The following is a 19670-nucleotide window of genomic DNA, read 5'->3' as shown; positions in this document are numbered from 1 at the left end:
CTCTGAGGTCGGGGTATGCGGATCGTGTCGTTGCTGCCTGCCGCCACCGACATCGTCGCGGAGCTGGGGCTGGCCGCTGACCTGGTGGGGCGCACGCATGAGTGCGACTGGCCGCCGGACGCGGTCGCGGGCGTGCCCGTCGTCACCGCCGCGGGCTTCGACGTCGGTGACCTGTCCAGCCGGGAGATCTCCGGGGCGGTGGCCCACCGGGGTTCCGGGCTGTACACCCTGGACGCGGAGCTGCTGGCCGACCTTGCCCCGGACGTGGTGCTGACGCAGGATCTGTGCGAGGTGTGCGCGGTCTCCTACCGGAAGGCGGCGGGCGTGCTGCGCGTTCTGGACGCCGGGCCCCGGGTCGTCAGCCTGGAACCGCGGACGTTGCCGGACGTCCTCGACACCCTGGTCGAGGTGGGCAAGATCTTGGATGTCCCCGAAACCGCCGCGGACAGGGCGCGCGGACTGCGGGAACGTCTCGTCCGAGTGCGTGAGGCGGTGTCCGGTGCCGCGCGGCCTCGGGTGGCGGCGGTCGAGTGGCTGGATCCGCTGTGGCCCGCCGGGCACTGGGTGCCCGAGCAGGTCAGCGCGGCGGGCGGGGAACCGCTGCTCGCTTCGCCGGGTGAGCACACCGGGCCAATGACGACCGACCGGCTCGACGCCGCCCGTCCGGACGTGATCTTGCTGATGCCGTGCGGTTTCAGGCCGGAGCGGACCAGGGCCGAGACCAGGCCGGACGACTGGCGGGGGCGGGCCGAGCAGGTCTGGGTCCTGGACGGGCCCGCCCACTTCAACCGTCCCGGTCCGCGGGTGGTGCGCGGAGCGGAGGTCCTCGCCCACGTCCTGCACGGCGTGGCCGTCGGCGACCCGGTCTGCGAGGAGGAGGCGCACCGCCTGATCTGAGACCGGGTCCGCGGACGATCGGACACCCCGCCCCGGCAACTGAGAGACTGTGCAGATAGGCGCGTTGATGGTCGGCGGTTTGGGTGTTGGTCCCAGCGGTGGGTGATCCATGCCTGTCGGATCAGGCCACGGACGGTGATGGCCGTGTCGGCGAGGTCGAAGAAGGCGTCGAGACAGTAGTGCGGCGCTCGTAGCAGCGGGCGATGCGGTGGAAGGCGTTCTGCCAGGCGTAGGTGCGTTCGACGTGCCACCTGTGGCTTGCCTGGATCGGTGCCTTGCCGCCCTTATGCGCTCTCCGACCATCCAGTCTGCGCTCTTGGAGCAGGGTGCGGGTCTTGTCTGAATCGTAGCCAGCGTTCAGGTGCACGGTGATGTCCTGGGGCAGCGGGCCCAAGTCTTCCAGCCGGTCCAGGGTCGGGGCGAGCCGCGGGGAATCGTGGCGGTTGGCCCCGCCAGGACGCGGCCTAGAGGGACGCCGTAACCGTCTGTCATCCCCGAACGCTTCAGACCCTGTTTTGCCGCGGTCGACCGGGGGCGTCCGGCGGCGTGGCCACCGCCGGGAGCCTTGGTGATGGAGCCGTCGATGGCGATCTGGTCGAGCAAGAGGCCGATGATCTGGTCGTAGGAGGCCAGCGCGATCTGCTTGAGCCGGGCGAAGATACTGCGCCGGATCCACTCACCGCGACGCTTGCGGATCGTGCTCGCCGAGCAGGTCGCGTCGGCGATCGCCTCGTATGAGCAGCCGAACCGCAGGAGCTGCAGCAACTTGTCGAAGACGATCCGGGTCACTGATCCGTCGCCGGTGGCAATCCAGAGGGTGGCCCGGGTCGTAGTCGGGCCGCGCGGGCACGAGTGCGGCGAATTGGATCCATGGAGGCTCGCTGAGCAAGGCGGCGCCTGTGGCGATGCGGTCCTCAATGCTTGGCCTGTGGCGCAGAGACGTGCCTCTCCTGGGGGAGGGGCAAGGCTTCTCGCAGTGCCCCTTCCCCGGATGGAGATCAGGCAGGTTCGATCGGGAGTCCGGCTTCGATCCAGTCCTGGATGCCCTCGCGGTACTTGCGGACGTTGGTGTAGCCGAGGGCGGTGAGCCGGTCGGCGACCTGTCCGCTGTTGGGGCACGCCGGGTTGGAGCAGTAGGTGATGATCGCGGCATTGAGGTCGGGGAGCAGGGTGGGGGCCTGGGTGTCGACATCGTCGCGGATCAGTGCAATGGCACCGGGCAGATGCTGCTTTGCGTAGTACTCGCCGCCCAGCGCGTCGATGACGGTCACGGCGCCAGCGTCGATCGCCGTCTTGAGTTCGTCGCGGGTGATGAGTGCGGTCATGCCACTACCTCCAAGAGATTCGGACTATAGTCCGGTTGTGGCCTGTGACGATAGCGAACCGCGGTCCGGTTCTGCAATGCCGTTGGAACTGCTGCGCATACCGCCCCGAAGGAACGAGCAGACGCGGCACGTAACCCGGGCCGCGGTGCCGAGGGCCGCTGCCCGATTGTTCGCCGAACGGGGCGCAGGGGCGATGTCCATGTATCAGGTGGCCGCAGTCGCCGGCACCGACACCTGGTTCCGCCGGTTCGGCGACAAGTCCGGCCTGGCCGCTGCCCTGCTGGAAGCCCGGGAGCGTGTGTTGCAGGAGGCAATCCTGCATGGACCGCCACCGCTCGGCCCTGGCCGCAGTCGACGAACGGCTCGCCGCATTCATCAAGGCCTACTTCGACTATCTGCTTGAGCACCTGGATCTGGTCCGGATGTCAGAGGCAGATGCACCGGGTGCCCGATACCGGGTCGGGGCCTACCGGTTCTGGCACCGCCACACGGCGATCCTGCTCGGTGCCACATCTGACCCAGAACACACCTCCCACGCCCTGCCCGCCGCCTTGTCGGCCGAGCACGTATCCGCGCTCTTGCCGGAGCTGGGTGAAAAACGGCTACGTGCTGGTCTTCTCCGCCTTGCCCGTTCGGCGATGCAACTCCCCGACCAATAGTCCAATGCCGAGCGTCACCCAAGGACCCGCCCCTATCTGTGCGAGCTGTAAGTCAGCCTGCGTCATCGCAAACCGGGTCGAGGGGGTGGCCGGTCTCGCGCAGGCGCCATCGCCCGTCGTTGAGGGAGAGTCGGGTCTGGGACAGGGGCGGGACGTCGACCCGCCAGAAGGCGCCAGGTGGAGCGTCCAGGACGTGCAGGACGGCTGCGCGGATCATCGCCGGGTGGGTGACGGCGGCGATGCGGGACGGGGTGTCGGGGAGCCGGTCGAGCCAGGCGGCCGTTCGCGCGATCACGTCGGCGACGGGCTCCCCGCCGTGCGGAGCCCGACCGGGATCGGTCATCCAGGCGTACACGTCCGCCGGGTTCTCCGACCCCAGGTCGGTCAGGCGCCGTCCGCGCCAGGCGCCCGCGTCCAGGTCGCAGAGCAGCGGGTCCGGCGCGGCGTCCAGCCCGAGCGCCTCGGCGGTCTGCGCGCAGCGCCGTTCGGGACCGCGGTGAGCTGCGCTGACACGGCCCAATGCGCCGTGGCACGCGGTCGCGGCGGCGAGGCCGCGGGCGTCGAGCGGCTCGTCGTCGGGGAAGCGCGCGTGCCGCACGGCCGCCGTGGACGCGTGGCTGATCAGGACGAGTCGGACGGTCACCGGCCCGGTGTCCCGTCCGGTGTGGCTTGTGTCCCATTGACGGTCGGCTGCGCGAAGCATACGGTCACGGCGGGAGATGGTAGGGGAAGCCGGTGTGAATCCGGCACGGTCGCGCCACTGTGATCCGGCCCGCGACGGGCCCGGGAGTCAGACCCCCATCATCTCCACGGTCCATCGAGTGCGGGACGCGAGATCCCTGGAGGCCACAGATGAGCACATCCACCGTTCAGGGCGCCGGTACCGGCGCCACCCCCGTCGTCCTGGACGGCACCCGGGCGGCCCTGTGGCTGTTCGGAACGGTCCTTCTCGGCGTGGCGCTGTATTACTTCATCGGCATCGACCAGGGCGCCACGTCCATCTTCGGGAACGACACCCACGTCCACGAGTTCGTCCACGACGCGCGGCATTTCCTTGGATTCCCCTGCCACTGATCCACCGGTTCGGGGACCGCATTTTTCAAGGAGTGACGCCGTGGAACGGCAATTCATCGTGCGTGGCATGCTCGTGGGCGCATTCGCCGGCCTTTTGGCGTTCGTGTTCGCCAGGATCTTCGCCGAGCCTCGAATTCAGGACGCCATCGACTACGAGGGCGGCCGCGATGAGGCCCAGTCGCTGCTAGACAGGGCCGCCGGGCTCCCGGTCGCCCACGAGCACGCCGACCCGTTCAGCCGGGCCGTGCAGGGCAGTGTGGGCATCGGCGTCGGGATCATCGTGTTCGGGATCGCGATGGGCGCGCTGTACGGCGTCGCCTACGCACTGGCCTGCGGACGCACCGGAGGGGTGAAGCCGCGTGCGCTGGCCCTGCTGGTCGCCGCCGGCGGTTTCCTCGCCCTGTACCTGATCCCGTTCATCAAGTACCCGGCCAACCCGCCCGCGATCGGCCACGAGGAGACCATCCGCGACCGCAGCGGGCTGTACCTGCTGATGGTCGGCGTCTCGATCGTCGTGCTGGTGGCCGGTGCGTGGTTCGGCCAGCGGCTCAAGCCCCGCTTCGGCGCGTGGAACGCCTCGCTGCTCGCCGCTCTGGCGTGCGCGGTCGTGCTCGGCGCGGTGATGCTGGTGCTGCCATCGCTGGGCGAGCTGTCGGCGAACGTCCGCGAGTTCGGGCGCTACGCGACCGAGACGCCGCAGCCGCTGACCGACCCGCAGGGCAAGATCGTCTACCCGGGATTCCCGGCCGACACGCTGTTCGAGTTCCGCCTCTACTCGGTCGCGGCGCAGGCGATCCTGTGGGCCACCATCGGACTTTGCTTCGCACCCCTCGCCGAGCGGCTCCTGACCTCCGGATCCGCTCGCTCCAAGCGCACGGCCGAACCGGTCGGCGCCTGATGGAACGCTTCAGATCCTCGTCCACTGGGAAGCGATTGCTGGCCATTTTCTGGCAATTGTACAAACTCATGTTAATATGCGGCTGATCATGTTATTGTGAGGTTGTTTGTTAACAAGTGCATAGATTTCCGTTCGCGGTGAGGAAGCCGGTCGAAGTCCGGCACTGTCGCGCAACCGTAGGTCGCCCTCGCGGGTGACGAGTCGGGTCCATCCCGCGGACGGATCACTGTCAGACCACTGTCGCGATCAACAGGGGTGGACGCGGGTGGCGCGTAACGCCGGTCCCTCCCTCCAGTGCAAAGGACGAGGGCGTGGACCGCACCTGTCGTAGTTCGACCTGGCCGGCCGCCGCCGTGCTGGCCGCCGCCGTCGCCCTCGGCGCAGCATTCGCGGGCCCACGCACGGCGGCTCTGGCGGCCGATGAGGCGGAGCTGGCCGCCGCCCAGGCGAACTCGCGCTGGCTCGGCCGCCAGCTCGCCGCGGACGGGACGTTGCAGAACCCCAACGGCGGGATCCTGCCCGACCACGGGTTGATGATCGACGCCCTGTTCGCGATGCGCGCCTCCGGTGAGGGCGCACGCGCCACGAAGATCGTCGACTATCTCGACGGCGGCAGGCACGCCAGTGACTACTTCACCTGGGACGGGCTCGTCCCCGGCATGGGGTACGACCAGGTCATCGTCGGCGGCGCCACCGCCAAGGTCCTGGTCGCGGCCGAGGCGTCCGGGCGCGACCCGCGCGGCTTCGGCGGCTACGACATGGTGGCCGAGACCAAGGGCGCGATCATGCGCTCGGGGCCCGACAAGGGGCGGATCAGCGACTACTCCAAGAACCCGGACCTGTCGGACTCGGTCAGCAACAACGCCAACGTCTTCGGCCAGGCGCTCGGGGTGATCGGGCTCGCCGGGGTCGGCGAGAACGACCGGCTCGCCATCGACACGCTCCTCACCCAGCAGTGTTCGGAGGGCTATTTCCGGATCTTCTTCGGCTACGTCCCGACCGAGGAGACCGGCGACCACGTCACGTCCAATGGGTACAAGGTCTCCAGTTGCGACGAGGGCAAGGCGTTCGACCAGTCGGCGCCGGACGGCGATGCCACCGGGCTGTCGCTGTCGGCGCTGCTCGCGGCGCGCAAGGCGGGCGCGGACGGGCTCGACGAACCGATCGCCAAGGCCGTGGCGTGGCTCAAGGCCAACCAGAAACCCGGCGGCGGATGGGGCGGCGGTGTCAGCACCGAGGCGCCCAACACCAACAGCACCGGGCTGATCGTCCAGGCGCTCGCAGAGGCCGGGGGAGCGGGCGACGCGGTGGCCGGGGGCACCGCCTACCTGCGGTCCGCGCAGGCGACCGCCGCGGACGACTCGGGCACCGGCCTCGCCGACCAGATCGGCGCCATCGCCTACACGCCCGAGGAGTACCAGAAGGCCCGAAGCGGGGGCATCGCCGGGCTGGACTCCTGGATCCGCGCCGGCGCGCAGGCGTCGCTCGGCCTGTCCAAGGTGGGCTTTTACGACCTGACCAAGGGAAGGACCCCCGAGCCCGGTAAGGATCCCGGTTCCGAGCCCAGCCCGGATCCGACCGGACCTCCGACCTCCACTCCCACCCCGACTCCCACGGCGACCGGGCCGAAGCCCGGGGGCGGTGGCGGGCTGCCGCCGCCCAGGCCGCGTCCCGGTGCCGGGAAGACGCCTCCGGGCAAGGTCAAGCCGCCCAGCGAGCGCGCCGGGAGCAAGGCGCCCCCGCCCCGTTCCACCGGCGGCGGCACCGTGGTGCCTCCCACGCAGAGCCAGGCGCAGCAGAGCACGGCCACGCCGGCCGGCAGGCTTGGCGCCTACCTGGCGGGCAGACTCGTCGACGGGGACCACGTCGAGACAGCCGAGGGCGGCAAGACCTACGTCGACTACGACGCGACGGCCGACCTGGTGCTCGCCCTGCGTGCGCTGGACGAACAGCCGGTCGCCATCACCCGGGCCTCGCGCTTCCTGCTGGACCCGGCGTCGGTCAAGGCGTACGCCTACGGCGTCCCCTACGAACAGGGACCGGCCGCCTACGCCGAGCCGCTGGCCAAGCTGCAGATCATCGGCCGGTTCCTCCAGGCCGAACCGGCCGCGCCGTCCGGGATCGCCGCGACGGTCGGTGAACTCGGCAGGAGCCTGGCCGGGTTGCGCGACGGCCAGGGCCGCTTCACCGACAAGGGCTTCTACGGCGACTCGGGCACCTCGGTGCGGCGACACGCGTGGGCGGTCCTGGCCACCACGGCGGGAGCGGCGCCCGGCGAGGCCGCCGCGCCGCTGGAGGTGCTGCTCAAGAGCCAGTGCCGCGACGGCACCTTCCCGGCGAACCTGGGCGGCACGGGGTGCGCCACCGGGGACCTGGCGGCGACGGCCGCCGCGGTGGTCGCGGTGAACGGCCAGGCGCGGACGACCCCGGCCGCCGCCGACCTCGCCGCGGCCGCCCAGGGCACGCGGGCCCCGGTCGCCGCGCAGGTCCGCACGCGGGTCAATGGCGTCCCCGCGGGCTGGTCCAGCAAGCGGGTCTCCGCGCTGACCAGTGCGGTCGCCGCGCTCAGCGCGAAGTCCGCCGCCGAGGGCGTGGTGCGCGGTCCGGGCAACGCGATCGACCCGATCCTCAGCACGCAGGTCGCGACCGGACGGCAGGCGGCCGGGCTGGACGTGAGCACCACCACCCGCGCCCTGAGCGCGCTGGTGCTGACCGACGGCGGCCTGGCCAAGCCGACCGACCGGACGAGCGACGGCGCGACCAGCATCGCAGCCGCCCCCGGCGTCGCCGGACGGTCGTGGCTGAGCGCCTGGCGTTCCCCGCTGACACCCGCACTGAGTCTGCCGGTCGCCGACGAAACGCCCTTCAAGAAGGTCAGCGACGACTCGAAATGGACGCCGCCGATCTGGCTGCTCGCCGGTTTCGCGCTCGTCGTCGCGGCGGCGGGCGCGGCGGCATGGCTGGTGTTCGGCCGCGGGCCCGCCCCGCGGACGGCCGCACCGCACGGCCCACCGCCGCCCGCGACACCGCCCGTCCCGCCGCTCGAAATGCAGGGCGCCGGCCTCGGTGCGTCTGCTCCGGTCGTGCCTGGGCCCGTCATGCCGATCCCCGGACCACCTACCGGGCCCGTGCCCGGTGTGAGCCCACCGAGTCCGCCCGGCGGCTCACCCCTTGACAAGCAACCTCCCGTCAACCAGCCGCCCGACAACCCCGAGGGGAACGCCTGATGAGTAAGACCGTCACCTTCTTGAGCGGACTCGCCGTGCTGGCCGCCTGCCGACTCGCGGTCGTCCCCTCGGCCGAGGCCGCCCCTCGCGCGGTGCTGGCCGGGTACGACGGGATCTGCACCGGCGCCGACGCCCTGACCGGCGTGACCGTGGTGATCGACTTCCAGGAACTCGACGGCAACGGCGGCACCGCCGCGCCGACGATCACCCGCTGCTCGCCCAACGCGTCCCCGGGCACTCAGCGCACGGGCATCAAGGCGCTGCAGGACGCCGGGATCTCCGTCACCGGCGTCGCCCAATGGGGGCTCGCCTTCGTCTGCCGCCTCCAGAGTCGTCCGGCGGCGACCGAGTCGATCCCGATCACGGGCAACCCGTCCTACAAGGAGGCGTGCGTCATCACGCCTCCCGGATCGGCGTACTGGTCGTACTGGAACGCGACGGGCGCGGGCACCACCTGGACCTACAGCAGCTACGGCGCGCTCAACCGCAACGTGGTTCCGGGCGGGTTCGAGGGCTGGTCGTTCTCGCTCAACAAGACCGCCACCACCAACCCGCCGCCCGGCGTGACGCCCCGCAACCCCGCCGTGAACCTGGGCAATCCCACGGTCGGCCTGTCGGTGGACGACCTGGACCGGCAGATCACCCTGGGGCAGAGCACCACGCTGACCTGGACCTCGACCAACGCCACCAGCCTGACCGCGTCGGCCGTCTCACCGGCCACCGGGGGCGGCGCGTGGTCGGGCGGGCTCGCCGTCCCGGGCGGGTCGAAGACAGTCAAGCCGATCGCGCGCGGCACGTACACGTACACGATCAAGGCCACCGGCACCGGCGGGACGGTGTACTCAACCGCGACGCTGACGGTGCAGTGACCCACCCGCCGACCCGCCCGCTGACCCACCCGCCGACCCGCCCGCTGACCCACCCGCCGACCCGCCCGCTGACCCACCCGGCGACCCGCGCCGCGACCCGCCCATCGTCCCGCGCGGCGGTCCGGCCCCGGCGCGGCCGTCCCGGTCGTCCGGCCGTGCTGAGGCGGGTGGCCGCGCTGGCCGGGGCGGTCCTGCTGGCATTGGCCGGCACGGTCGCCACGGCGCCGCTGGGCGCTCACGCGATCGACCATTCCAAGGGAAGTCCAGGGTTCTGCAAGTCAAGCACGGGCGTCACCGTGGTCGTCGACTTCCAGCAACTGGGCGGGACGACCATCGTGCGCTGCAACCCCCGTGGTTCGCGCGGCACCGGCCTGGACGCGCTCAAGGGCGCGGGGTTCCAGATCGCGGGCGTGCAGCGCTGGGGCGAGGCGTTCATCTGCCGGATCGAGAACCGTCCGTCGGCCGTCGAGAAACTCCCGATCAAGGGCAACGAGGGCTACCGCGAACTGTGCATCGACACCCCGCCCGCGGCCGGGTACTGGTCGTACTGGCACGCGGGCAACAACTGCGCCTGGACCTACAGCCAGTGGGGCGTGAAGAACCGCGACTTCATCCCCGGAGGGTTCGAAGGCTGGTCGTTCTCGCTGAACGCGACCGCCGACACCAATCCCCGGCCGCGGATCGCGGCGGTCCGCCCCGGCACGTCGGGCCGGCCGTGCACGGCGCGCAAGGAGCCGAAGCCGACCTCGAACAACCCCAACGTCAAGCAGCCCGGGTCGTCCGGCGGCACTGGAGGCGCGGACGGCGGCGGCACGGGTCCCGGTTCGGGCACCGGCACGGACGGCGACGGCGACGGCGACGGCGACGGCGACGGCCGACCCGACGGCGCGCAGGTGCCCGGAACCGGCCAGGGGCCGACCGGGCGGCAGGGCGCGCTGCCACCGCCCAAACCGCGCGCGGGAACGGCCGACGACCCCGGCAAGAACGTGGCTTTCACCGGCGGCGAGAACGCGCCCGACGTCAACCAGGTCATCAAGAAGCAGTCCGGGGCCAGCGACTACGCGCCCTGGGCGGCCCTGGCCGCCGCGATCCTGCTGGCCTTGGCGACCTGGGTCACGGCGCTGCGGCGCAGACGCGCAAGGCATTGGTGATGGGCGCGCCGGGCCGGAGGGCGACCGCGTGGGCGGGCGGGTATTTCCTGCCCAGGGACCTGCACCCGGGAGCGTGGTGGATCTGGACGCTCGGCCTGGCGGTCGCGGCCAGCCGGACGACCAACCCGTGGCTGTTGCTCACCATCCTGGCCGTTGTCTGCTTCGTGGTGATCGCCCGCCGGTCCGAGGCGCCGTGGGCGCTGGCGTTCCGGATCTACTTCGGCCTCGGCGTGCTGATCGTGGTCTTCCGGGTCGGGTTCCGGTTCGTGTTCGGCGGGGCGGAAGGATCGACGATCCTGCTCACCTTCCCGGAGATCCCGCTGCCCGCCTGGGCGGCGGGCATCCGCCTGTTCGGCGCGGTGTCGGCCGAGTCGCTGCTCGGCGGACTGTACGACGGGCTGCGGCTGGCGACCATGGTGATCTGCCTCGGCGCGGGCAACGCCCTGGCCAACCCCAAGCGGCTGCTCAAGGCGATGCCGCCCGCGCTGTATGAGGTCGGCACCGCCGTGATCGTCGCGCTGTCGGTGTTTCCGCAGCTCGCCGAGAGCGCGCTGCGCGTCCGCCGCGCCCGGAGACTGCGCGGCGGCACGACCGGGAAACGGATGCACGTCCTGCGCACTATCGTCATCCCGGTCCTGGAGGACGCCTTGGACCGCTCGCTCCACCTGGCCGCCTCCATGGACTCGCGCGGCTACGGCCGCGCGGGCACCGCCCGGCGGCGGGCGCGCTTCACCACCGGCCTGCTGATGATCGTCGGACTGATCGGCGTGTGCGTCGGCGTCTACGCCACTCTCGACGGCACGACACCGCGCTTCCTGGCCTTCCCCGTGCTGGCGTCCGGCACGGTGGTGGCGATGCTCGGGTTCCGGTTGGCGGGACGGCGGGTGCGCCGCACCCGGTACCGCCCCGACCGCTGGCGACCCGCCGAGATCGTCGTGGCCGCCAGCGGCGTCGCGGTCGCGGCCGCGATGTTCGCCACCTCCGACGTCGACCCGACCAATCTCAACCCCTCGCTCACCGACCTGTCATGGCCGCTGCTGTCGTGGACGCCGCTGTGCGGCGTGCTCGTCGGGGTCCTCCCGGCGCTGCTGTCCCCGCCGCCCGAAACCCCGCACGACCACCACCCGCCCGCCGCCGCCGGCGGCATCCCGGAGAACGTCCCCGAGAGAGTGCGCGCATGATCGAGTTGGCCGACGTCACGTTCTGGTACCACGGACAGCCCGAACCCGTCCTCGCCGACGTCACCCTCGCCATCGGCGAGGGTGAACTGGTCCTGGTCACCGGACGCACGGGCGCCGGGAAGTCCACCCTGCTCGGCACCTTGAACGGGCTGGTCCCGCACTTCACCGGAGGCCACCTGGACGGCACCGTCGCCATCGCCGGGACCGCGACCTCGTCCCGCCCGCCCCGCGAGTTCGCGCACCTGGTCGGCATGGTCGGGCAGGACCCGCTCGCCGGTTTCGTCACCGACACTGTCGAAGAGGAACTCGCCTACGGAATGGAGCAGCTCGGCCTGGCACCGCCCGTCATGCGCCGCCGCGTCGAGGAGACCCTCGACCTGCTCGGCATCGCCGACCTGCGCCGCCGGGCGCTGCGCACTTTGTCCGGCGGCCAGCAGCAGCGCGTGGCGATCGGCTCGGTGCTGACCATGCACCCGTGGGTCCTCGTCCTGGACGAACCCACCTCCGCGCTGGACCCCACCGCCGCCGAAGACGTCCTGGCCACCCTGGCCCGCCTCGTCCAGGACCTGTCCACCACCGTCGTCCTGGCCGAACACCGCATGGAGCGCGTCATCCCGTTCGCCGACCGCATGCTCTACCTCCCCGGCGACGGCGGCGTGGTCGACGGAACCCCGCCCGACGTCCTCAAGGACATGCCCATCGGCCCGCCGATCGTCGCCCTCGGTCGCCTGGCCGAATGGGAACCGCTCCCGATGTCGGTACGCGACGCCCGCCGCCGCGCCGAATCCTTCCGCGCCGCCCTCCGCACCACCACCGTGAACCGCGCGCCCGCTCCCGCCGCCCGCGCCGAGCCGCTGCTCACCGGATCGGGGATCGTCGTCCGGTACGGCGCCACTGTCGCCGTACGCGGCGTCGACCTGGACCTGCACGCGGGCACCGTCCTCGCGCTGATGGGACGCAACGGCTCCGGCAAATCATCCCTGCTGTGGGCACTGCAAGGATCCGGGCCGCGACAAGGGGGCTCGGTTCGTGCGGCGGAAACCGACCCGGCGCGCCTGCCCGCCGCCGGGGCCCGCAAGGTCGTCGGCCTGGTCCCGCAGAACGCCGGCGACCTGCTCTACCTCGAACACGTCGCCGACGAATGCGCCGCCGCCGACCGCGAATCGGCCGCCGAGCCCGGCGCCTGCCGCGCGTTGCTCGACCGCCTCGCCCCCGGCATCGACCCGCGCGCCCACCCGCGCGACCTGTCCGAAGGGCAGCGGCTCGCGCTCGTCCTGGCCGTCCAGCTCACCGCCTCACCCCGGATCGTGCTCCTGGACGAGCCCACCCGCGGCCTCGACTACGACGCCAAGGCCGAACTCGCCCGCACCATCGCCGCCCTCGCCGCCGAGCACCGCGCCGTCGTCGTCGCCACCCACGACGTCGAATTCGTCGCCGCCGTCGCCGACCGGGTCGCCATCATGGCCGAAGGCGAGATCATCTCCGACGGCCCCGCCGCCGAGGTCCTGAGCGGCTCACCGGCGTTCGCGCCCCAGGTCTCCAAGATCCTCGGCGGGGACTGGCTCACCGTCGCCGACGTCCGCGCCGCGCTCCCGGAGGCCGTCGGATGACCGGGCTGATGACCGCCCCGCACGACCGTCCGGGCCCCCGCCGCCGGACCCGCGAATGGGGACGCGCGGACCAGGCGGTGCGCATCGGCCCGCGGTCCGCGGCCGTCCTCGGCCTGGCCTCGCTGGCCGGGCTCATGATGTTCATCTGGCCGCTGCTGGTGCGTGTCCAACCGCAGAGCATGCAGCACGGACCGGACGCGCCGTTCATCTTCATCGCCACCCTGCCCGTCTTGATCATCGTTGTGCTCGCCGAACTGTCCGAGGGCGGCATGGACTCCAAGGCGCTGGCCATGCTCGGCGTCCTGTCCGCCGTCAACGCCGCGCTGCGCCCCCTCGGCGCCGGGACGGCGGGCATCGAGACGGTGTTCTTCATGCTCGTGCTGTCCGGCCGCGTCTTCGGCGCCGGATTCGGGTTCGTCCTGGGCTGCACGTCCCTGTTCGCCTCAGCGTTGCTGACCGCCGGAGTTGGGCCCTGGCTGCCGTTCCAGATGATGTGCTCGGCCTGGATTGGCATGGGCGCGGGCCTGCTGCCCCGCCGAGTCACCGGCAAAGCGGAAATCGCCATGCTCGTCGGCTACGGCATCCTTGTCGCCTACCTGTTCGGCTTCCTGATGAACCTGTGGTTCTGGCCGTTCATCACCGGCGCCGAAGTCCCCTACCACGAGGGCCACATCTCCTACGTCCCCGGCGACCCCGTCCTGGACAACCTGCACCGCTTCGCCGTCTTCACCCTGCTCACCTCCACCGCCGGATGGGACACCGGGCGCGCCATCACCAACACCGCCGCCATCCTGATCCTCGGCCCCGCCGTCTTGGCCACCCTCCGCCGAGCCTCCCGCAAAGCCTCCTACGGCACCACCCCCACCTTCTCCACCAGCGACCGCGAACACATGGGACTCCCTGAGTCCACGCCTGCGGCCTCCGATAACACCACAACGAAAACCGTCGGCGAGGATCCCATCTAGCGCCGACTCGGGCCTGTCGCAGTCTCAGGTGAACCGCACGGCAGCGTCCCTTGGGAGCGGCATTCCGTAGTGCTCGCAGAGCCGGCGTTCATTTCGTGCGCGATATGATCACCATGAGAGGGTCGCACTGCGAGGAAGCGCCATGGGAAAACGCTCAGAGCCCCAACGCATCACGCTGGACGGCCGCATCCTGGTGGTCGTCACCCCCGAAGAACATGAGCACCTCCAAGCCAGCCGGCGTCAACTCGGCGCAATGCAGGCACAACGCCGCACTCTCGCCACACAGGTAGAGCGACTGCGGTCCCTCCTCACCGAAGTCGCCGAGTTGATCGAGCACATGCCTCATCCACCCGAGTGCACCCGTGACGAAATCCCAGCTGGGCCCTCGCCCTGCCAGGTGTGCAGGCTGAGCGACGCCCTCGGCAAGCCTGCAGACTGAAGAACGATTAACGCGTCTAAAGGAGACGCCTGTGCGGTTCGACCTTGTTCTACTCCTGGCGGGAGTGCTGGTCGTCCTGGCCTTTTTCGCGCTCGTTGCCTTCATCGTGCACCGGCTTGGTGCCACGTCCCGCGCGGCCGCCGTCATCATGGCGGTGGACGTGCTGGTAGCTGCGCTGCCACCCGTGCTGAGCGTCTTGCAGGGCTCATGAGGGTGCCGCCATTGTTCGACCAACTGTCTATCCCCGAACAGCAGGCCCTTCTCCACATCGGCAGACGAAAAAACTATCAGCGCCGCGCGGTGCTGTGCTTTGAAGGAGACCCGAGTTCGGAATTGTTCGTGCTTCTATCCGGGTGGGTCAAGGCGTGGACGTCCACAGAGCGCGGCAAATTGCTGCTATTGCGTGTTCATCAGCGGGGCGATCTCCTTGGCGCCGAGCCGGTCCTGGCGGACCAGCCCCGGCCCGAAACCCTCAAAGCCGAAGGTGAGATCGAAGTGCTGGCCATCCCCGCGGAGCGGTTCACCACCTTTCTCGCGCTTCATCCCTGGGTCGCGCGCACAGTGAACGGCATGTTCGTACTCCGCCTCACCGATGCCTACCGCCAGCGTGCGCATGAGGTGGCCAACGACAGTCCCCACCGTCGCCTCGCCGAGGTATTGATAGACCTGCGGGGCCAACTCGGATGCCGCTGCCAGCGTGACGACTCCTTCGTGGAGTTGCGGGTGCCTTGTCGCAGGAAGAACTGGGTAGCCCAGCCGGACTGTCGCGCGCAGCGTTACCAGGGTGCTCAACGATTGGCGTTAATGCGGTCTCGTCACGACCGGCTATCGGAGCCTGAGGATCTCCATATTCCTCACGCGCCTCGGCTTGTGCCTAGGCCGGCACCGGGGCGAAGGGCGGCCGGGTGAGGGGCGAACTCCTGATCAGGGTGTCTGGTGAGGAGGCCCGTTGCCGGACATGGCGGCGCGCGAGAATCGCGACCTGGCCAATACGGCATCCCCGGGGGGCCTATGGTCTCGCACAACTGGTCCTTTCTGGGCAGTCTCGCGGAATCGGTCGTCGAGGGCGGTGCCTCGGCGGGCGGTGTAGTGATCGTCGCGGGGCGCGGCCCGCATTCTGCGGGCGGCGGTGATGCTGTAGCCGTAGGGCATGCGGGCGACTGCGGCAAACTGATCGGTCTGCCCACCCCGGCCAGGTCGACCTCAGGGCACCATCGCGTGCACATCAGCCTTGGTCCCGCGACGCTGCCCGATCCGGACTGGACTACCTGGACGTCGGTCAAGCTGCTGCCCAGCTCCACCTCGAATACGGCCGGGCGTCCACGCGACTGAGCGATGCCCGACGCTGCGCGCAGCGATCACTGCGGCACACGAGCCCCTAAGGCCACGACCACCTCGACGCGATTCTGGAGGTCGGCGACGATTCGGGCTCTCGCGCCACTCAACGTTTACTTGTCGGCGCCCCCGGCCGAACTGCCCAACCCGACCAGATGCCCATCTGGCGATCCCGTCGCAAGTTCACCGTCGGCTGACCCATGGGGGTTATGACTGTGGTCGGAGTGAGACCGAAAGACCAAACCTAATTCACTTAAGGCTGCGCTGCCATTTGATGAGCCGCATAGCGCAGTCCATGACGACCGGCGCTCAGGTCGCGCTGCTCAGCGTCTCCTTTCATCCCTTCCAGCTCGCCAACCGGCTGGATCAGCCAACCGGGCCGGCTTCTGTTCACTCCAGCCCGACCCGCCGCGCTCGCCACGAGCGGCCCTTCGGCTGGAACCCGGACCTGATCGAAGCACAGTGTCAGCCAACGCGGCCAGCTCAGCCGCTGTCGGGCCCTTGGTGCTGAGGGGGGATCGACAGTGCGCTGGCCTGTGCCTCGATAGCGCTTGGGGTGGCGGTCCGCGTCCCCATGTTAGTTGACACCTTGCCGTGCTGACTTGTAATTTATTGGAAGACCGTTCGGCGCCGATCGAGGGAGTGGGCCGTGGCAACCGATACCGGGGTGACCTATGCGTCATATCTGATGGTCGACGACCTGCTGGGACTTCAGGTCCCGAAAAGCGAGCCGCAGCACCCGGACGAGCTTCAGTTCATCGTCGTTCATCAGGCATCGGAGCTTTGGTTCAAGCTGATCCTCCATGACCTCGATCGAGTCGTGGAGGCCCTTGGCGCCGACGACTTCGAGCTTGTGACCCGGCTCATGGCGCGTGTCAACGACTGCATGGACATGGTGACGACCGGGCTGCGTTCGCTGCAGACCCTGCCCCCATGGAGCCTCCATGAGTTCCGCGGATATCTCGGTACCAGCAGTGGTCTGCAATCAGTGCAGTTCCGTGAGATTGAGCTTTTGGGCGGCATCCGCGATCCTCGGCTGCGACGCGTCTTGGACGACACCTACCCGGACACGCCCGAGCAACTGAACCGTCGCGCACGCGGACAGTCGGTCTCCGATGCCCATCGCGCGGCGGCGGAGCGTGCTGGACTGTCCTCGTGGGAGCAGCTCTACGTCGACAGTTCGGCTTGGGGACCGCTCTATCTCGCCACGGAGGCGCTGATGGCGTTCGACAGGGCTTTCGTCCGCTGGCGGCGCGAGCACGTCACGCTGATCGAGGGGATCCTCGGCCCCCGTACCCGGGGATCCGCGGGCATGGCCCTGTCGTACCTGATCAAGACGGAGGAGTTCCGGTTCTTTCCCTATCTGTGGGACGTGCGCCATGAGCTCACGATCCGCGGAGACGGTGAGTTGGTCGGCGGGCCGCCGGCCCGGCGGGACGGTGCGTGAGCAGCGAAGCCGCGAGCGCCGTCTCGGCGCGGCGAAGCGGAGCGATTCCACGGCTTCGCCAGCCTCTCCCCGGACGTCTTCACCAAGGGTGAGAAAACCGAGCGGCGGCCGGAGGCGCTGACGGGGATCGAAGTCCTTCCGGTCGCGGTGCGCACGCCGGAGCCTGGGCGACGCCCTCCAGAGAGAGTCAGCATCCTCACGTGAGAAAGGCCAAACGATTCCCATGAGTCTGCCTGCCGGTGTCTGCTCGGCCGCACCCAGCTCGGCTGTATTCGGGCGACAGGATGTGACAAGCTCCGCCGAGCCGGATCTACACGCTTTGTCGGAGATCGCGCGCCGCGTTCGCTGGCTCTCTGCGGCCATCGTCGATGCCGCCAACCGCGGCAGACTTAATGACACCGGGATCAAGGTGGGCGGCCACCAAGCCTCCTCGGCGTCAATGGTGGAGATCATGGTCGCGCTCTGGTTCCACAACCTGACCGCCGTCGATCGGGTCTCGGTCAAACCGCACGCCAGCCCGGTCCTTCACGCGATCAACTACCTCCTGGGCGACCTCGATCGCGCGTACCTTCCGACGCTCCGTTCGAAGGGCGGACTGCAGAGTTACCCCAGCCGCGCCAAAGACCCCGACACGGTGGACTTCTCCACGGGCTCGGTGGGCATCGGCGCCACCGCGACCATCTGGGCCGCGATCGCCCATCGCTACCTGCGGTCCAAGTTCAAGGGCACACCCCCCGCCGGCCGGTTCATCAGTTTGCTCGGCGACGCCGAGCTGGATGAGGGAGCGATCTGGGAGGCGGTCGCGGATCCGATGGTCTCTCAGCTCGGTGAGTTGCTCTGGATCGTCGACCTCAATCGTCAATCGCTGGACCGGGTTGTTCCCGGGATCCAGATTGATCGTCTTCAAGGGATGTTCGAGGCCGCGGGCTGGCAGGTCGTGACGCTCAAATGGGGTGAGCGGATCAGTCGCCTGTTCTCCCAGCCGGGAGGCGAGGCCCTTCGCCAACGGCTCGACGCCATGCCGAACGAGGAGTATCAGCGGCTCCTGCGGGCGAGTCCGACCGACGTGGCCTCCCGGCTGGCCGGGGCCGACCCGGCGCCGGACCTGAGCGCCTTGCTGGCACGGATGGACACCGCAGAGCTCAGCGCCGTCGTACGCGATCTTGGCGGGCACGATCTCGGGCTCCTGGTGAGGACACTGCGGGATGCCCGAAGTGACCGGCCGACGGTGATCTTCGCCTATACGATCAAGGGATGCGGCCTGCCGACCGAGGGACATCCCAACAACCACTCGTCGCTGCTGAGCGAGTCGCAGATGAGACTGTTGGCCGAGCGCTGCGGAACCTCCCTGGAAGATCCATGGCGAGCCTTCGGGGAAGAATCGGTCCCCGCGGCCTTGTGCGAGCACCGCTCGCGAGACCTGGCGAGGGGTGCCTCGGCGTGTCGCGAGGAGGTGAACGTGCCGAGGTCGCTGGCACACGCCCACCGACGTCCGGTGTCGACGCAGGCCGCCCTCGGCAGGTTGCTCAGGGATCTGGCCAACGATGCACCTTCTATCGCCGCACGCGTGGTCACCTGCAGCCCTGATGTGGCCTCTTCCACGAACCTGGGCGGATGGATCAACAAGACCGGTGTCTGGTCCAGTGGCGAACGGATCGACTGGTTCGCCGACGACTCCGAAAGGCTGCTGCGGTGGGCCGAGGCGATCGACGGCCAGCACATCGAACTCGGTATCGCGGAAGTCAATCTCGTCGGCCTGCTGGGTGAGCTCGGGGCGACCTGGAGCAGATGGGGGCAACGGCTCATCCCCATCGGGACGATCTACGACCCCTTCGTCTCGCGGGCACTGGAGCCCTGGTCGTCCGGTATCTACGCCGGCGGCCAGTCGATCCTCGTCGGAACGCCGTCGGGTGTCACCCTCGCCCCGGAGGGCGGAGCGCACCAGTCGATCACCACGCCGTCGATAGGTCTGGAGCAGCCCGGCTGTACCGCATGGGAGCCCGCGTTCGCCTCCGATCTCGAATGGTGCATGCTGCACGCGATGTCGCAGGTGGGTCTCGCGGGCGGAACGTCCGCGTACTTCCGCCTCTCGACCCGGCCGATCGATCCGGCCCTGGCCCGTGTTCCCGACGACCCGGTTCTGAAGGAACGCCGCAGGCGCCAGGTCATCGCTGGCGGCTACCGCGTCACCGACAACGATCCTTCCGCCGAGAATGTCACCCTGATCGGGGTCGGAGCCGTGATGCCGGAAGTGCTCGACGCGGCCCGAACGCTGAACTCGGCCGGTGTCACCGCCGGCGTCGTGTGCCTGACAAGCCCGGATCTGGTGTTCCGGGCGATGAACGAGGGGAGCGGCGATGCCACGGTGCTGGACTCGCTGCTTCCCCGCCAAGCCCGCTCACCACTGGTGACCGTCCAGGACGGCCACCCTCACACACTCGCCTTTCTGGCGGGCTGGCGAGGCGACGCGATCCGATGCCTCGGGGTCAGGCACTTCGGGCAGTCCAGTGACCTCCATGACGCCTACAAGCTGCACGGCATCGACACGGTCGGCATCGTGGACGCCGCGCTCAGGTTGCTTGGTCGGTGACGC

18 protein-coding genes, 1 pseudogene and 2 riboswitches are annotated in these 19670 nt (G+C 69.8%); of the genes and pseudogenes, 15 read left to right on the top strand and 4 right to left on the bottom strand.

What is annotated here, in order from left to right; translation table 11 throughout:
* Positions 1 to 24: 24 nt before the first annotated feature.
* Entirely contained in the window at positions 25 to 897 is an 873-nt protein-coding gene (locus FXF65_RS42185) for an ABC transporter substrate-binding protein (RefSeq protein WP_222869043.1), read from the top strand.
* Positions 898 to 965: 68 nt separating this feature from the next.
* Here FXF65_RS42185 and FXF65_RS42180 read toward each other — a convergent pair.
* Both FXF65_RS42180 and FXF65_RS42175 read right to left on the bottom strand, forming a co-directional pair.
* Positions 966 to 1804 (bottom strand): annotated as a pseudogene (locus tag FXF65_RS42180) (IS5 family transposase); the annotation flags it as partial.
* A gap of 91 nt (positions 1805 to 1895) precedes the next feature.
* Positions 1896 to 2222 (bottom strand): rhodanese-like domain-containing protein, encoded by a 327-nt coding sequence (locus FXF65_RS42175; RefSeq protein WP_148356096.1) that lies wholly within the window; start codon positions 2220 to 2222, stop codon positions 1896 to 1898.
* A gap of 320 nt (positions 2223 to 2542) precedes the next feature.
* Between FXF65_RS42175 and FXF65_RS42170 the strand changes: the two genes are divergently transcribed.
* Entirely contained in the window at positions 2543 to 2881 is a 339-nt protein-coding gene (locus FXF65_RS42170) for a hypothetical protein (RefSeq protein ID WP_246199489.1), read from the top strand.
* A gap of 52 nt (positions 2882 to 2933) precedes the next feature.
* On the opposite strand, the gene FXF65_RS42165 is transcribed toward FXF65_RS42170, so the two are convergent.
* Positions 2934 to 3524, bottom strand: a complete 591-nt coding sequence (locus tag FXF65_RS42165; RefSeq protein ID WP_246199487.1) for a histidine phosphatase family protein — start codon at positions 3522 to 3524, stop codon at positions 2934 to 2936.
* Positions 3525 to 3546: 22 nt separating this feature from the next.
* Positions 3547 to 3699: riboswitch (cobalamin riboswitch) on the top strand.
* A gap of 34 nt (positions 3700 to 3733) precedes the next feature.
* On the opposite strand from FXF65_RS42165, the gene FXF65_RS42160 reads away from it, so the two are divergent.
* The 8 genes from FXF65_RS42160 (at position 3734) to FXF65_RS42120 (ending at position 13856) form a co-directional block, all read left to right on the top strand.
* Positions 3734 to 3955: a CbtB domain-containing protein gene (locus tag FXF65_RS42160; RefSeq protein ID WP_148356094.1), complete on the top strand. Its 222-nt coding sequence runs from the start codon at positions 3734 to 3736 to the stop codon at positions 3953 to 3955.
* Between the two features lie 40 nt (positions 3956 to 3995).
* Complete coding sequence (locus FXF65_RS42155; RefSeq protein WP_148356093.1) at positions 3996 to 4853, top strand: CbtA family protein; 858 nt, start codon at positions 3996 to 3998, stop codon at positions 4851 to 4853.
* Between the two features lie 114 nt (positions 4854 to 4967).
* A riboswitch (adenosylcobalamin (AdoCbl) riboswitch) is annotated at positions 4968 to 5118 on the top strand.
* A 46-nt stretch (positions 5119 to 5164) separates the two neighbouring features.
* Positions 5165 to 8080: a hypothetical protein gene (locus FXF65_RS42150; RefSeq protein ID WP_148356092.1), complete on the top strand. Its 2916-nt coding sequence runs from the start codon at positions 5165 to 5167 to the stop codon at positions 8078 to 8080.
* Positions 8080 to 8949 carry a hypothetical protein gene (locus tag FXF65_RS42145; RefSeq protein WP_222869042.1) on the top strand — a complete coding sequence of 290 codons (870 nt, stop codon included), beginning with the start codon at positions 8080 to 8082 and terminating at the stop codon, positions 8947 to 8949. The genes FXF65_RS42150 and FXF65_RS42145 overlap by 1 nt, the downstream gene beginning before the upstream one ends.
* Positions 8946 to 10100, top strand: coding sequence for an ABC transporter substrate-binding protein (locus FXF65_RS42135; protein ID WP_222869041.1), 1155 nt, complete (start codon positions 8946 to 8948; stop codon positions 10098 to 10100). The genes FXF65_RS42145 and FXF65_RS42135 overlap by 4 nt, the downstream gene beginning before the upstream one ends.
* Positions 10100 to 11281 (top strand): CbiQ family ECF transporter T component, encoded by a 1182-nt coding sequence (locus FXF65_RS42130; protein WP_148356090.1) that lies wholly within the window; start codon positions 10100 to 10102, stop codon positions 11279 to 11281. Before FXF65_RS42135 ends, FXF65_RS42130 begins: the two co-directional genes overlap by 1 nt.
* Positions 11278 to 12891, top strand: a complete 1614-nt coding sequence (locus FXF65_RS42125; RefSeq protein ID WP_148356089.1) for an ABC transporter ATP-binding protein — start codon at positions 11278 to 11280, stop codon at positions 12889 to 12891. The genes FXF65_RS42130 and FXF65_RS42125 overlap by 4 nt, the downstream gene beginning before the upstream one ends.
* Positions 12888 to 13856 (top strand): ECF transporter S component family protein, encoded by a 969-nt coding sequence (locus FXF65_RS42120; protein WP_246199483.1) that lies wholly within the window; start codon positions 12888 to 12890, stop codon positions 13854 to 13856. Before FXF65_RS42125 ends, FXF65_RS42120 begins: the two co-directional genes overlap by 4 nt.
* Before the next feature lie 154 nt (positions 13857 to 14010).
* Here the strand turns inward: FXF65_RS42120 and FXF65_RS42115 are convergent, their stop codons facing one another.
* Positions 14011 to 14202 carry a hypothetical protein gene (locus tag FXF65_RS42115; RefSeq protein ID WP_148356088.1) on the bottom strand — a complete coding sequence of 64 codons (192 nt, stop codon included), beginning with the start codon at positions 14200 to 14202 and terminating at the stop codon, positions 14011 to 14013.
* A 124-nt stretch (positions 14203 to 14326) separates the two neighbouring features.
* Between FXF65_RS42115 and FXF65_RS42110 the strand changes: the two genes are divergently transcribed.
* The 5 genes from FXF65_RS42110 (at position 14327) to FXF65_RS42090 (ending at position 19667) form a co-directional block, all read left to right on the top strand.
* A complete protein-coding gene (locus FXF65_RS42110) occupies positions 14327 to 14506 on the top strand; it encodes a hypothetical protein (RefSeq protein ID WP_148356087.1) in 180 nt (59 codons plus the stop codon).
* The gene (locus FXF65_RS46370) at positions 14503 to 15204 is read left to right on the top strand and encodes a Crp/Fnr family transcriptional regulator (protein ID WP_148356086.1); all 702 of its coding nucleotides are present in this window, start codon (positions 14503 to 14505) and stop codon (positions 15202 to 15204) included. The genes FXF65_RS42110 and FXF65_RS46370 overlap by 4 nt, the downstream gene beginning before the upstream one ends.
* 102 nt (positions 15205 to 15306) lie before the next feature.
* Positions 15307 to 15627, top strand: a complete 321-nt coding sequence (locus FXF65_RS42100) for a hypothetical protein (protein WP_148356085.1) — start codon at positions 15307 to 15309, stop codon at positions 15625 to 15627.
* 652 nt (positions 15628 to 16279) lie between these two features.
* Positions 16280 to 17077, top strand: coding sequence for a tryptophan 2,3-dioxygenase family protein (locus tag FXF65_RS42095; protein WP_148356084.1), 798 nt, complete (start codon positions 16280 to 16282; stop codon positions 17075 to 17077).
* 319 nt (positions 17078 to 17396) lie between these two features.
* On the top strand, positions 17397 to 19667 hold the full coding sequence (locus FXF65_RS42090) for a transketolase-like TK C-terminal-containing protein (RefSeq protein WP_246199479.1): 2271 nt from the start codon (positions 17397 to 17399) through the stop codon (positions 19665 to 19667).
* Positions 19668 to 19670: the final 3 nt, after the last annotated feature.

The sequence above is a fragment of the Actinomadura syzygii genome, assembly GCF_008085905.1.
Lineage (GTDB): Bacteria > Actinomycetota > Actinomycetes > Streptosporangiales > Streptosporangiaceae > Spirillospora > Spirillospora syzygii.
Note: the sequence above shows the minus strand (reverse complement) of the source record. Positions and strands in the feature narration are given on the sequence as shown.